Origin of the sequence: Streptomyces sp. NPDC060000, from assembly GCF_042737375.1 — a bacterium.
GTDB lineage: Bacteria > Actinomycetota > Actinomycetes > Streptomycetales > Streptomycetaceae > Streptomyces.
Map to the genome: position 1 here is coordinate 1 of NZ_JBHWUU010000138.1, position 13,567 is coordinate 13,567.

The 13,567-nt window shown below is 72.8% G+C and carries 12 protein-coding genes; 6 read left to right on the forward strand and 6 right to left on the reverse strand.

The features are described from left to right. Positions 1 to 70 precede the first annotated feature (70 nt). Complete coding sequence (locus tag ACFWBB_RS41080) at positions 71 to 1,000, reverse strand: hypothetical protein (RefSeq protein ID WP_385283943.1); 930 nt, start codon at positions 998 to 1,000, stop codon at positions 71 to 73. A gap of 490 nt (positions 1,001 to 1,490) precedes the next feature. Here ACFWBB_RS41080 and ACFWBB_RS41085 point away from each other — a divergent pair, with 490 nt between their 5' ends. After that, positions 1,491 to 1,814 carry a hypothetical protein gene (locus ACFWBB_RS41085; protein WP_385283946.1) on the forward strand — a complete coding sequence of 108 codons (324 nt, stop codon included), beginning with the start codon at positions 1,491 to 1,493 and terminating at the stop codon, positions 1,812 to 1,814. Positions 1,815 to 1,886: 72 nt separating this feature from the next. Here the strand turns inward: ACFWBB_RS41085 and ACFWBB_RS41090 are convergent, their stop codons facing one another. Together ACFWBB_RS41090 and ACFWBB_RS41095 are read right to left on the reverse strand one after the other, a co-directional pair. Further along, positions 1,887 to 5,078, reverse strand: coding sequence for a sacsin N-terminal ATP-binding-like domain-containing protein (locus tag ACFWBB_RS41090; protein ID WP_385283949.1), 3,192 nt, complete (start codon positions 5,076 to 5,078; stop codon positions 1,887 to 1,889). A gap of 748 nt (positions 5,079 to 5,826) precedes the next feature. Further along, positions 5,827 to 6,789, reverse strand: a complete 963-nt coding sequence (locus ACFWBB_RS41095) for a DUF3027 domain-containing protein (protein ID WP_385283951.1) — start codon at positions 6,787 to 6,789, stop codon at positions 5,827 to 5,829. Between the two features lie 475 nt (positions 6,790 to 7,264). Between ACFWBB_RS41095 and ACFWBB_RS41100 the strand changes: the two genes are divergently transcribed. The 4 genes from ACFWBB_RS41100 to ACFWBB_RS41115 all read left to right on the forward strand — a co-directional run bounded on the left by ACFWBB_RS41100 (position 7,265) and on the right by ACFWBB_RS41115 (position 10,902). Beyond that, positions 7,265 to 8,698: an MFS transporter gene (locus tag ACFWBB_RS41100; protein WP_385283954.1), complete on the forward strand. Its 1,434-nt coding sequence runs from the start codon at positions 7,265 to 7,267 to the stop codon at positions 8,696 to 8,698. 74 nt (positions 8,699 to 8,772) lie between these two features. Beyond that, positions 8,773 to 9,285 (forward strand): DUF2771 domain-containing protein, encoded by a 513-nt coding sequence (locus tag ACFWBB_RS41105; RefSeq protein WP_385283957.1) that lies wholly within the window; start codon positions 8,773 to 8,775, stop codon positions 9,283 to 9,285. Positions 9,286 to 9,308: 23 nt separating this feature from the next. After that, positions 9,309 to 10,034: a futalosine hydrolase gene (locus ACFWBB_RS41110; protein WP_385283960.1), complete on the forward strand. Its 726-nt coding sequence runs from the start codon at positions 9,309 to 9,311 to the stop codon at positions 10,032 to 10,034. After that, entirely contained in the window at positions 10,024 to 10,902 is an 879-nt protein-coding gene (locus ACFWBB_RS41115; RefSeq protein ID WP_385283963.1) for a 1,4-dihydroxy-6-naphthoate synthase, read from the forward strand. The genes ACFWBB_RS41110 and ACFWBB_RS41115 overlap by 11 nt, the downstream gene beginning before the upstream one ends. Positions 10,903 to 10,942: 40 nt before the next feature. Here ACFWBB_RS41115 and ACFWBB_RS41120 read toward each other — a convergent pair whose 3' ends face one another. Beyond that, the gene (locus tag ACFWBB_RS41120) at positions 10,943 to 11,326 is read right to left on the reverse strand and encodes a cold-shock protein (RefSeq protein ID WP_385283965.1); all 384 of its coding nucleotides are present in this window, start codon (positions 11,324 to 11,326) and stop codon (positions 10,943 to 10,945) included. A 182-nt stretch (positions 11,327 to 11,508) separates the two neighbouring features. Here ACFWBB_RS41120 and ACFWBB_RS41125 point away from each other — a divergent pair, with 182 nt between their 5' ends. After that, positions 11,509 to 11,760, forward strand: a complete 252-nt coding sequence (locus tag ACFWBB_RS41125) for a hypothetical protein (protein WP_385283968.1) — start codon at positions 11,509 to 11,511, stop codon at positions 11,758 to 11,760. Here ACFWBB_RS41125 and ACFWBB_RS41130 read toward each other — a convergent pair. Continuing rightward, a complete protein-coding gene (locus ACFWBB_RS41130; protein ID WP_385283971.1) occupies positions 11,736 to 12,383 on the reverse strand; it encodes an HAD family hydrolase in 648 nt (215 codons plus the stop codon). The genes ACFWBB_RS41125 and ACFWBB_RS41130 overlap by 25 nt on opposite strands. A 23-nt stretch (positions 12,384 to 12,406) precedes the next feature. Beyond that, positions 12,407 to 13,420, reverse strand: coding sequence for a hypothetical protein (locus ACFWBB_RS41135; RefSeq protein WP_385283974.1), 1,014 nt, complete (start codon positions 13,418 to 13,420; stop codon positions 12,407 to 12,409). Between the last annotated feature and the right edge of the window lie 147 nt (positions 13,421 to 13,567).

Genomic DNA, 13,567 nt, shown 5'->3' on the forward strand with positions numbered 1-13,567 from the left:
CGGCCGCTCTGCCTACGGCGTCTTGTCTCGGCGCTCTGTCTCGGTACCCGCGTGCGCTTTGTCGGCGTGCTTACTTCACGTCGACGAAGTCGCCCGCGGCGTTGACCGCCGGGGAGGTCGAGGTGCCGACGAAGACGTAGCGGTAGTAGCCGTCCACGCCCGCCTTGACGGTGGTCTTCAGACCGCCGGTCGCGGTGGTCTTGACCGACTTCACCGTGCTGTAGGTGGTGGAGTTCTTCTTGCGGAACTGGAGCTGCGCGTAGACGCCGGCGTAACCGGTGTACTTGCCGCTGTCCCAGTTGGCACGGGTCAGGCTGCCCGTGACGGTGATGGTCTTGCCCTTCTTCACCGGCTCCGGCGCCGCGTTGACCGTCAGCTTGGACAGCCGCTGGAGCTTGGTGGTGGCCAGGGCGTCGCCCTCGGCGTAACCGACCTTGCTCCAGTCGATGTCGTCGGAGCGCGGGTCGACGTCGTTCCAGTCGATGACATAGCCGAGCGCCTTCCAGACCGTGGCATCGGTGTTGTACAGCGCCTCGGCCGGGAACACCTCGATGGTCCCCTTGCAGGAGGCGACCGTGGCCGAGCTGTTGGTGCAGGCCGGCCAGTCTTCGCCGACGAGGAGGTTGTCCGCGTCCTCGAACGAGCTGCCACGGTAGATGACGAGGTCCAGGTCGGTGTCGTCCGCGAAGATGTCGACGCCCGCGCCGTGCGTGACCGTGAAGGTGACCGGGACCGTGACCTTGCCGCTGGTGCCGGCGACGATCGGCTTGCCACCGTTGATTTTGACGTTGCCGAACTTGGCGTCCAGCGCGTACGGGGTGCCGGTGTCGGCGGGAGTGGCACCGGTGAAGGCACTCTTGCCGGAGGTGGCCGCGTGCAGGGCCTTGAGGGTGTCGACGGGGTTGTGCGAGTCGCTGCCGGTGGCCTGTGCGGCCGGCACGGCGAAGGCGGACAGGGCCAGGGCGCCGGTGACGGCGGCCACGGTGGCTCGTATGCGCATTGCGTTCCCCCTGAGGAGAGGGGCCCGGACGGTGGCCGTTCGCACGGCTCGTCGTAGCATCCGGCACCCAAAGTGATCGTGGAGTCTCTTGACTCAAGTGATCAGATACCTGGTGGGGGCGGATGGTTGTACATGCTGAGGCTGGTTTTTCTGCGCGATGACCGGTCCCGGAACGTCCGAAACCGGCCCTCGTTCGCCTTACGGCGCGCTGCATGAGGCCTAGACCGTCGGCCACATGCTCTTGCTGACCGCCAGACCGCCCTTGCCGTTCCCCGCATACCAACGCAGATCACCGTTGGTCGACACGGCGGCGAGGTGCCTCTTCTTCCAAGTCTTGTCCGGCCACGCCGACTTCTTCGTATTGACCAGTCGTGGTGTTCAACGATCGCGTCTACGACGGCTTCACGCCGAAGGCCGGCGAGATCATCCCCGAGTACAAAGGCGAGTGGACTTACAAAGAGGACATCGACTTCGGATTCTGAGGCGGACCGTGACTGACAGAGAACTCATCGAGAAGATCCGTGACCGGCCCGGACTGTTCGGTCTGGACGGCTCGTACTACCCGACGGCCATGTTCCTCACCGGACTCGACCTGGGCACCTCCGGGAACTTGCTGGACGGGTTTCGCGAGTGGCTGCTCGCCCGCAAGGGTGAGGAGAGCAGCTTCATGTGGATGCCGCTCGTCATCGAGGACGCCATTCCGGGAACCGGGCTCCGGCACTGGAAATCGCTGACGGACAGCCAGCAGCAGCCGGCGGTCGACCACCTGTTCGCCCTCCTGATCACGTTCCTGACCGAGCGGGAGGCCGACTAGCCGGATCCAGAACCGGACAAGTCGGACGGCCGCTCCGCCGGATCCCTCTCCGGAGGAACGGCCGTTTCACGTTCAGTCGAACCAGCGGTCGCGGGCCAGTTCCGCTGTTCTGGACGGGTCCTCCAGCAGGGCCGCGACCTCGAAGCGGCGGGGCCACTGGCGTGCCGCCCAGGCGAGGCCTGCCGCGACGCCCTCCAGGGTGGCCGCGTGCAGGACGCCGTCGCCGGTCAGCCGCCAGTCGATCTCCACGCCGTCGACGACGAGTTCGTCGTGCTCGACGTAGACGGCGGGCGTGCGCGGCCCGAGCAGTGCCCGCACCGACTCCGGTACGTCGTGTTCGGCGCCCTCGGAGTCGACCTCGCCGGTGACGGACTCGCTGAGTCTGCGCACCTGGAACAGCTCGGCGAGTTCGGCGGCCCGCGACGGGCGTACCGGGAGCAGCGGGACGCCCTGTGTGAAGGGGAGCAGGTCGGGAGAGTCGACCACCACCGCGTCGGCCGCGTCCACGACCTCGACCCGTCCGTCGACGACGGCCCGCAGCTCGTCCGGGAGGGTCACCCGCTCGGGATCCAGTTCGGCCAACGCGCCGTACAGCCCGTGCAGTTGGGCGCCGGTGACGGGACGTTCCGGGTCGGCGAGGCGGTCGAGGAGCTCGGCGGCGCCGCCGGGCTCGTCGAGCAGCGCGGCCACGGAGGTCCGCACGCCGAGGGCGCGCAGCACCTGCTCGTCGTCGAAGCCGGTGGCGTCGGCCTCCTCGTACAGGCCGTGCAGGAGCGGGTCCCCGCCGGCCGCCAGCAGACCGGCCGGGCGGCGGCCGTCGAGCACCGGGTTCCCGCGCAGCCACCAGGCGGTGTACGGCCGTACGACCTCGTGGGTGCCGTCCGGCAGCAGGATCCGCACCGGCTGGGTGAGGGCGTCGCGCAGGGGCGGCCGGGCGAGCAGCGCGAGCGCCTCGGGCCAGCGGTCCTCGTCGACGAGATCGAGGTCGCGGACGGCGACCAGCTCGGTGGCGACGGGAGGCACCGGGCTGTCGGGGAAACGGTCGAGAATGTCCTCGCACCACACGTCGACGGCGTCCAGCAGCCCCGCGTCGTCGGGCTCGGCGAAGTCCCCCTCGCGGGGCTCCAGTTCGTCCGGGTCGAGGACGACGTCCGTGGCGCGGACAAGGGCGAAGTTCGCGAGGACGCCACAGGCGGCCAGGGGCTGTTCGCCCCACCGGTCCGCCAGTTCGGCGTCGACGTGGGCGAGTTCGTCCTCCCGGATGACGGAGGCGAACGGGCTGCCCGGGAGTACCAGTTCACCGGCGGGGACGAGTTCCCCCTCTTCGTCGGGCAACGCGAGGGCGCCGAGCCAGGGTTCGTCGCCGGGTTCCAGTCCGGCGTCGCGGGCCAACGCGAGCACGGTGTCGGCGAGTTCCTCGGCGTCCGGGGTGTCCTGGTCGTCCCAGGCGCCGCCGTCGTCGTCCATGGACGCGGCGACGGCGGCCCGCACCTGCGGGGTGGTCAGCACGGCCCGCGGGGTGGCGGGCAGCGCGCCGAGCTTCTCCAGGAGGGGGTGCGCCGCGTCCTGGTGGGCGACCTTGAGGCCGAGCCGGGCGAGGATCTCCGGGTCGGGTCCTGCCCCGTCCGGGGTGGGCAGCAGCACCTGGCGGGGGCCGATGGTGGTCCGCCCGTCGGCCAGGGGTACGGGGAGTCCGGAGAGCCGGTCCGGGTCGACGCCGGCCAGGCTGTCGTAGAGCCGGTACCACCACTGCGGGTCCTTCTCCAGGCCGGCCAGCCGGTCGACGGCGTCGGCGAGCGGGACCCGGGCGACGCCCAGTGTGCGCAGCTCGGCGCGCCGTTCGAGGCCGGCGGGCAGCAGGGTGGGCAGCACCTCCGCGAGCACCCTCACGGTGTCGGCGCCGGCGCCCTCGACGACCTCGGCGTCCCGGGGGCGCAGGGCCTCCGGGAACCCGACGGCGTCCTCGCCCTCGTCCCCGAGTCCGTCCCCGAGTCCGTCCCCGTGTGCGTCCACGGGTACGGGCCGGACGGCGGGCGGCAGGAAGGCGGTGCGCGGCAGCCGCTCGAGGATGGCCTGGCGCAGCGCCCCGTCGAGCTCCCCCTGGCCCAGCGGGCCCGGCACGAGGTCGATGATCCCGGCGCCCACCGGCCGCCACCCGGCGAGGAGTTCGGCGTACGCGTCCGCCGCGCGCCGCACGAGGTGGTCGGTGAGCGGGCCGGGGGCGGCGTGCCGGCGGGTGGTGTCGAGCGGGAAGGAGGCGATGAGCAGGGCGGGGACGCCGAGCGGCTCGTCACTGGGGGTGGGGGCGTGCACGACGGGCGTGGTGCGGGGCCGGGCGGGCGAACCGTCGTCGTCGACCGGTACGGCCCAGGTGACCGACCAGTGGGGGCGCAGCCGCTCCTCCACCGGACGGTCGGCGAGGAGGTCGGGCGTGAGGGAGCCGTGCGCGGCGGCGACCCGCCAGCGGGTGGTCCCGTCCCGGGTGTCCGCCACGACGGTGAGGGCGTCGTCGGTCGGGTCGGCGGCGCGGCTCAGGACGCGCGGCGCGTCGCCGTTGACCTCGATCACGACCTCTTCCAGACCCGGGAGGGCGAGGAGGAGGGCGTCGTCGACGGCGGTCAGGAGGCGTTCGGCGAGGTCGGCGGCGGCGGTGTCGCGCAGCGGCAGGATCACGGCCGTGTCGTACGGGTCGGGAGCGGTGCCCTGGGCGGCGAAGGGCAGCCGCAGCAGGGGCACATGTCCGTCCCGGCGGCGGATCTCGTCGCCGAGGCCGGGGCTGTGCCGGGCGGTCTCGGAGGCGAGCGAGCGGGCCTCGGCCAGGTCCCAGCGGACCCCGCCGTGCCGCCCGACGACGGCGGGCTCGTCGGTGACGGCGATGACGGCGGCGAAGCCGACACCGAACCGCCCGACGGCCACGGCCGACTGCCGCTCCTCGCGCTTGGCGGAGGCGCGGAGGGTGGCGAGGGACTCCACTCCGGTGGCGTCCAGGGGCGCGCCGGTGTTGGCGGCGACGAGGACACCGTCCCGGAGGGTCAGCCGCAGCCGGCCCGGCACCCCTGCCCTGGCCGCGGCGTCGGCGGCGTTCTGTGCGAGCTCGACGACGAGCCGGTCCCGGTACCCGCCGAGGACGAGATCCTCCTCGGCGTTGGCGTCCTCCCGGAAACGGGCGGGACTCGTGGCCCAGGCGTCCAGCACTCCGCGACGCAGGCGGGCCGTGCCGAAGGGGTCGGCGCCCTCGGGTGCAGGCCGCACGAACTTGCTCACGTTCACTCTCCATCATCGGCGTGGGCTCGAAGGTACCGCGAGGCGGAGTGACGGCAGAACGGGACGTGGAGCGGGCCCGCGCACCGGCCGACCCCCGCATCACAATCACACAACGACTACGGCCTCACCCGACCGCAAGCCGTGCCGAGCCCCGGCCCGACCGCCGGGAGGCACCGGGGATGGCGGCCTGGGCACCCTGGAACGGCGCCCCGGGGACCTGGGAACGGCGGCCCCGGGACCTGGGAAAACAGCCCAGGATGACCCCGGAAAGGCACCCGGGGGCACCTCGGACGGCTTGGGAGCGACCCCGAGGGGACCCTCGGACGGCTCGGGAGCGACCCCGGGGGTGCCCCTGGCCGGCTTGAGAGCGAACCCGAGGGTGCCCCGGACGGCTTGGGAGCGACCCCGGGAGGCTCCGGCAGCGGCCCCGTCCACCAGGTGGTGCCGACCTGTTGGCCGACGCGCATGTGCACACGCACCCCGAGCACGGCCCCGAGGACGACCCGGGGACTGCGCCAGGAGCGGCCCCGGAAACCCGGGGAGCCGGCCGGCACCAGGAGCGGCCCAACAGACCCAAGGGCTTGCACCGGGCGTGCCCAAGGGCTTGCACCGGGCCGGCCCCAGGGACTCGGGGCTGGGCCGGGAGCGGTCCCGCCCGGCCCAGGGGGCTGCGCCGGGAGCCGGTCCCGAGCCCCGAGGGGCCGGCGGCACCGGGTCCCGGGTCCCGGTGGGGCTGAGCGGGGACGGCCTAGGAGTGGCCCAGTTCCGCCGTGTCGGCGTCCGTCGCCTCCGGTACGGAGCCCGAGTCCGGTGCCGGGCGGAGCGGGAACGGGTCGACCCGGGTCTCGTCGATCACCGGCGGGGCCGGCCGCGGCGGGGTGGGCATCACGGCCGCCTCCGAGTGGCCGCCGCAGCCGTAGGCCAGGGAGACCACCCGGCCGTCGGCCGGGGAGAACTCGTTGGCGCAGACGCCGAAGGCCTGGCCGAGGGAGCCGCCGATGGGCGTGAGGAAACCGCAGCTCACACAGGACGCGGGGGCCGCCTGGGCCATGGGCGTCTTGGGGCCGAAGCCGTCCTCCCAGCGGTCGGCCGCGGTGTGCAGGCCGTAGCGGGAGAGGACCCGGGCGCGACGCAGGCCCAGTTCCTCGGCGACCGCGGCGATGGTGCCCCGGCGCGGAGCCGCCGGGAGGGCCGCGGGCGGGGACGCGGTGACCTCCGCGTCCTCCGCCTCCGCCAGCTCGGCCATCTCCTCGGAGAGGGGCGAGTTCGGCGTCGGCTCGTCCACGTCGAAGTAGCCGGGCTGCAGCCGCGGATCGTCCTCGCCGGTGTAGCCGGGCTCCAGACGCAGGTCCTCCGCGTCGGTGGGCAGGAGGTCGCCGGGGCCCATGTCGCCGGGCCGCAGCCGCTCGCTCCACGGAAGCCATTCGGGGGCCAGGACGGCGTCCGGGCCGGGGAGCAGGACCACCTCGTCGAGCGTGACGGTCTTGGCGCGTGAGGCCCGTGCCACGGTCGCCGCCCAGCGCCAGCCCCGGTAGCCCAGTTCCTTGCACTCGAAGTAGTGGGTGACCACCCGGTCGCCCTCGGAGAGCAGTCCTACATGCTCGCCGACCACACCGGGGGCGGCTGCCTCCTCGGCTGCGGCGCGTGCGAGGTCGACGGCCTCGGCGCACAGGCGGTCGGGGGTGCGGCTTCGCGTGGTCGCTGCGCTCACAGGTATCGCTTCTCTCCTACGCCGTCTCTCGGTGCGCCGGCCTGAAGGCGGCGGGTGCGAACGGAGCGGCTGGGGGTACCTCCCAGGCTCTTCAAGCACTGGGGGAGGGCCGCGTCGACGTCCGCGCCCGATCGCGCTCGGGCGCACCTGCTGTCATCCATTCTGCGGGATGGCCGGGAGGCGCGCGGCCGAGAACAATCGCCACGGCGCGCTACGCACGCTACCTGCTCGCGGACGCTCGGCCTACACCGACGGGACGTTTCCCGCCCACATAAGCCGCCGAACCACCGCCGAACCACCGCGGAACCACCGCCGAACCACCGCGGAACCACCGTGGAACCGTTGTGGAACCGCCGCCGAGCAGCCGCCGAGCCGCCGCCGAAAGCCCTCCGGACCGGCCCGGCGCGCCGACGATCACACGCCCATACGCGCGGGAACCGCACTACGTACCGCTTTTCCGGGGCACTATGACGGGGTGGCAGCCGCGAGGACACCCCAGGGCGCCACCGGGATCGGTGCGGCGAAGGGGAACAGGGGGAGGAGCAGGGTGAGCGGTTCGGGCCGGATGAGCGGGTCCGTCCGCGCGGTCGGCCGCGCCCTGCACTTCCCGTTCACCGGCACCGCCCGCGGGATCAGGAAGGCCACGCACGCGCACGGCGCCGGCGAGTCCGGCCTCGGCAAGTTGATCGAACTGCACGCCGTGAACGGCGCGGGCGATGTCATGATCACCATCGCGCTCGCCTCCACCGTGTTCTTCTCCGTGCCCACGGACGAGGCCCGCGGCCGCGTCGCGCTGTACCTCGCCATCACCATGGCCCCCTTCACCGTCCTCGCCCCCGTGATCGGCCCCCTGCTCGACCGGCTCCCGCACGGCCGGCGCGCCGCCATGGCCGGGGCCATGCTGGCCCGGGCGCTCCTCGCGCTGGTGCTGTCCGGGGCCGTCGCGACCGGCAGCATCGAGCTGTACCCGGCCGCGCTGGGCGTGCTCGTCTCCTCCAAGGCGTACGGGGTGGTCAGAAGCGCCGTGGTGCCCCGGCTGCTGCCGCCCCGGTTCTCGCTGGTCAAGGCCAACTCACGGGTCACCCTCGGCGGTCTTCTGGCCACCGGGATCGCCGCGCCCGTCGGGGCGGGGCTCCAGGCCCTCGGGCCGCGCTATCCGCTCTACGGCGCCTTCCTGATCTTCATGGCGGGTACGTTCCTGTCCTTCTCGCTGCCCCGCAAGGTCGACTCCGGCAAGGGCGAGGCGGTGGCGCTGCTCGCCGCCGACGAGGAGCATCTGCACGGCCCGCACCGGCACCCGGTGAAGCGCCCGGGCCTGAGGACCGTCGGCATCGCCGTCACCCACGCCCTCGGCGCCAACGCGGCCCTGCGCTGGCTGTCCGGGTTCCTGACCTTCTTCCTGGCGTTCCTGCTGCGCGAGCACCCGCTGACCGGGCAGAGCGCGGCCGTGTCGCTGGGCATGGTGGCCGTGTCGGCGGGCGTGGGCAACGCGCTCGGCACGGCGGTGGGGGCATGGCTGCACTCCAAGGCCCCGGAGCTGATCATCGTGACGGTCCTCGCCGTCGTGCTGGGCGCCGCCATCACGGCCGCGGTGTTCTTCGGGGCGTTCCTGGTGGCGTGCATGGCGGCGGTCGCCGGGTTCTCGCAGGCCCTCGCCAAACTGTCCCTGGACGCGCTGATCCAGCGGGACGTGCCGGAGCTGGTGCGCACCTCGGCGTTCGCCCGCTCGGAGACGCTGCTCCAGGTGTGCTGGGTGTTCGGCGGCGCGGTCGGCATCGTGATGCCGCTGAACGGCGCGCTGGGCCTGTCGGTGGCCGCCGCGGTGGTCGCGCTGGGCTGGCTGGCCACGGTCCGCGGTCTGCTCGCCTCGGTGCGGCACGGGAGCGGTGCGAAGCCCCGCGTGGCGTAACCGCGTGGTGTGACACACAGCCACGCCGCACCCCACGTAAGGGGACGGCTGGGCGTGCCCGATAGCCTTCCGCCATGACCACGATGCCCCGCGGCGGAGCCGCTGATGTACTTGGCGTCGCGCGACGCCGCCGCGTCGTCGCCGCCGCCGGCGCCGTTTCCGCCGGACTGCTCGTCCTGTCGGCCTGCGACAAGCCGACGCCACTGTCCACGATCACCGTCGGCCGCGACTCGGTCAGCGCCCAGGCCACCTGTGGCGGGGAGGGCAAGACCCTCCAGGCCGCCGCGCTGACCAAGTGCCTCGCGGACAAGGACATCAAGTCGATCACCGTCGACCCGGACGAGACCGTCCGCTTCGGCGTCGACCCCGACGTGGCCGACAAGCGCTGGACGATCCTGATGAACGGTCAGCCGCTCACCGAGGACAGCGACAAGACCTACCGCACGATTCCGGGCAGCGTGTTCTTCAACGCCCAGTACGGCGCCCAGGGCAATTCCACCCTCGTCTCCATCAAGGCCGGCGACGGGAAGAAGAACAGCCAGTCGGTGACGGGCCTGTGGTCGTTCAAGCTCAAGAAGGACGACTGACCACGTCCCGCACCCGCATCCTCGTGGCCACCGCGGTCCCCGCCGAACGGGACGCGGTGGCAGGGGCGCTGCCGGAGCCCGGCGGCGGCGCCCGGCCGCGGGACGTCGTGCGGGACGTCACGGTCCGGCTGCCCGGTGTCACCCTGCACCGCCACGGGGCCTTCGACCTCCTCGCCGCCGGGGTCGGCCCGGCCCTGGCCGCCGCCTCCGTCTCCGCCGCCCTCACGGTGGCCGCGCTGCGGGACACGCCCTACGGCCTCGTCGTCTCGACGGGCATCGCCGGCGGCTTCGCGCCCGCCGCCCCCGTCGGTTCCCTGGTCGTCGCCGACGAGATCACCGCCGCCGACCTGGGCGCCGAGACCGCCGACGGCTTTCTGCCCGTCACCGAGCTGGGTTTCGGCACCGTCACCCACCGTCCGCCCGAATCCCTCGTACGGGAGACCGCGGCCGCCACCGGGGCCCGTACCGGCGTCGTTCTGACCGTTTCGACGGTCACCGGCACCGCCGCCCGGGCCGCCGCCCTCCGCGCGCTCCACCCGCGCGCACTCGCCGAGGCGATGGAGGGCTTCGGGGCCGCCGAGGCCGCCGCCGCGCACGGCGTGCCCGTGCTGGAGATCCGCGCGGTCTCCAACCCCGTCGGCCCCCGCGACCGCGACGCCTGGCGCATCGGCGCGGCGCTCGCCGCCCTGACCGAGGCCTTCGGGAAGCTCACCCCCGTCCTGGAGAGTTGGAACCCACATGACCGGTGACCTGCTGAAGATCGCGTACTCGCCCTGCCCCAACGACACCTTCGTCTTCGACGCCCTCGCCCACGGCCGGGTACCGGGCGCGCCCGGGCTCGACGTGACGTTCGCGGACATCGACCTCACCAACGGCATGGCCGAGCGGGGCGAGCTCGACGTGCTGAAGGTGTCGTACGCGGTGCTGCCGTACGTCCTCGACGAGTACGCGCTGCTGCCCTGCGGGGGCGCGCTGGGCCGGGGCTGCGGCCCGCTGGTGCTGACGAGGGAGGCCGCGACCGGGGGCGCCTCCCGCGCTCTCGGCGGTGCGGACCTGACCGGTCGCACGGTCGCCGTGCCGGGCGAGAGGTCGACGGCGTACCTGCTGTTCCGGCTCTGGGCGGCGGAGAACGTCCCGGGGGGCGTCGGCGAGATCGTGGTCATGCCGTTCCACGAGATCATGCCGGCGGTGCGGGACGGCAAGGTCGACGCGGGCCTGGTGATCCACGAGGCCCGTTTCACCTACCGCGACTACGGGCTGCGCAAGCTCGCGGACATGGGCGAGTACTGGGAGTCCACCACCGGTCTGCCGATCCCGCTCGGCGCCATCATCGCCAAGCGCGCGCTGGGAAGGCGGGCTCTGACCCTGCTCGCCGACTCGATCCGCGCCTCCGTACGCGCCGCCCGGGACGCTCCCGAGGTCTCCCGCCCGTACGTCATGGAACACGCGCAGGAAATGGATCCGTCGGTCGCGGACCAGCACATCGGTCTGTACGTCAACGAGTTCACGGCGGACCTGGGCGAGGACGGCTATGCGGCGGTGCGCGGATTGCTGACGCGTGCGGCGGCCGAGGGGCTGTTGCCGCCCCTCGGCCCGGGAGCGCTCGATTTTCCGTAACGCCCGTGACGGATACCGATTTACCGGCGTCCGGTACCGGTCAGACGTCCAACTGATCGGCTACCGCGCGCAGTAGACCGGCAATCTGTTTGCCGGAGTTCTTCTCCGGGTAACGGCCCTTCTCGAGCATCGGGGTGATGTTCTCGAGGAGGGTGGTCAGATCCTGGACGATGGAGGCCAGTTCGTCGGGCTTCTTGCGCTGGGCGGCGGCCACCGAAGGGGTCGGATCGAGAATCACGACCGAGAGTGCCTGGTCGCCGCGTTGTCCGGCGACGACGCCGAACTCCACTCGCTGGCCCGGCTTCAGGACCTCGACTCCGGCAGGAAGGACGGAGGAATGGACGAAGACGTCACCGCCGTCGTCGCGGGAGAGAAAGCCGAAGCCCTTCTCACTGTTGAACCACTTGACCTTGCCGGTAGGCACGTCTGTCCTCGTCCTCGTACTCGTCGGAAAGCTGCTTGTCCCACTGCGAAACAGCTCTGAACGGCTCTTGATAGCAGTCGGGCGGGTCGACCACGACCCGCCGGTACCAAGGCTAGTGGTCTTCGGGCCGGTGACAAGACGTCCCCCGGTCGTTCCTTCGCGCAGGGAACTACCCTGGTCCGGTGCGTGACAAAACCCAAACGAATTCCGCCGCTCCCGGTGACCGACTGATCCGTGCCGGTGCCATCGTGTTCTTCGTCGGCGCCGTGGCCACACTGGTCACGGTCGCCCCGTTTCTGCTCGGAACGACGCCTTTTCCGACATACATGTTCGGTTTGAGCATGCTCATGGGCGTCGGATTCCTCATCGCGGGCGCCGGCGTCCTGCGGTCGGCCGCCGCGGGCCGACGTCAGGCGCGGGGTGCGGCCGGGTAGGCCTCGAGGTGGCCGGAGAGCCACGCGGGGAATTCGGTGAGATCGGTGAGCACGACATCCGCACCGGCCGTCCGCAGTTCCTCCGCACCGATCGGCCCGGTCGGCACGGTGACCGACAGCGCCCCGGCGGCACGCGCGCCGCGTACGTCGCCCACGTGGTCGCCGACGTAGACGCTCGCGCCGTGCTCGCGCAGCGCCCGCGCCTTCTGCTCGGCCCAGAGGTCGCCTATGACCGCGTCGGGGCCGAGGCGCAGGTGCTCCACCTGGAGCTCGGCGTTCGGCTGGTGCTTGGCGGTGACGACGATCGCCCGCCCGCCCGCCGCCCGCACCGCCGCGATCGACTCCCGGGCGCCGGGCAGCGCGGTCGCGCCGGTGACGCCGTGCTCGGGGTACAGCGAGCGGTACAGGTCGGCCACGGCCGCCACCCGCTCCGCCGGGTACCAGTGGGCCAGTTCCGTCTCGGGCGGCGGCCCGAGCCGGGTGACCACCAGATCGGCGTCGATGTACGTCCCCGTCCGCTCGGCGAGCGCCGCATACGTGGCCCGGATACCGGGCCTGGAGTCGATGAGGGTCATGTCGAGGTCGAAACCTACGGTGAGCCGGGGTGACGTCATGCGGCCCATTCTGCCCGGCCGGTACGACCTTCCTACCTCGGCTTTTGTGACCGCCAGACCAGGAACAGCGCCGACGCCACGGCCGCGGCCCGGATCACCCACGGCCAGGTCTGGGCGACGGCGTCGTTCATGTGCCCCTCGGCGATGGGGTCGCCCCAGCGCCCCTCGGACCGCCCCCACAGCCACACGAGCCCCGCCGTGATCGCGAGCCCCGGCAGCCCCATGACGGCGACCTTCGTCTCCCGCTCGGTCAGCCGGCGCGAGGCGTAGGCGATGAGCCACCCCAGGATCAGCCCGTACCAGTTCCCGAGCACCGCGCCGACCACGAGACAGCCGGCGGCGATCAGCAGCAGCGGGTTGCTCCACCGGGCCCGCTCCCCGGCGGACCGCCGCAGCCGCAGCCGGCGCCGACGCGGGCGGCCGTCCCCCTCGGCCTCTGCCGCCTCCCCCGCGACCGGCCCCTCCCCCTCCGTCTCCTCCTGCTCCGGCTTCCTGGCGGGCGGGAGCTTGAGCAGGTCCGGGATCTCCACACCGCCGACGAACCCCGGCACGTCCTCGCCGATGCCCAGCGGGGTCGGCTCGTTCAGCCACCAGTCGGGCGTCTCGCGGCTGTCGCCCAGCTCGTGCAGGGGGGCGCGGTGCGGCGGGGACGGTACGTCCGAGGGAGCAGCGGCGGGGGGCGGCGCGCCGGTCCGCGGCCGCGGCACGACCCGCCGGATCCCCTTCGGCCGCTCCGGCTCCTCCTCGCGGTCGCGCTGTACGGGCACGGAGGGCGCCGGTGTCTGCGACTGCGGCTGCGGCTGCGGCACGTCACCGCCGCGGTCGGCCGCCGCGGCGACGAGGTCGTCGGGACTGCCGAGACGGTCGATGATGCGGCGGACGGCGGCGGGAGAGTCGACGGCCGCCTTCGCCCGGCGCCGGTCGATCTCGTCGCGCAGCTCGGAGACGAGCCGCATCCGCGTGGCCGACGACAACTGCCGCTGCTGCGCGACATCGCCGACCCGGCTCAGATACTCGTAAACGACTTGGTCGCTCTCGATCCCCACGGGAAGACGCTACCGCGCGGCCCGGCACAGACCAGGTCACGGGCATCAGCGATCATGCGCCGGTGTGGACTGTTCAGCACGTCCGGGGGTCCCCCCGCTCGAGCGCAGCCGAGAGTGGGGGAAATCGTGGACAAGGCCCCTTCCGGG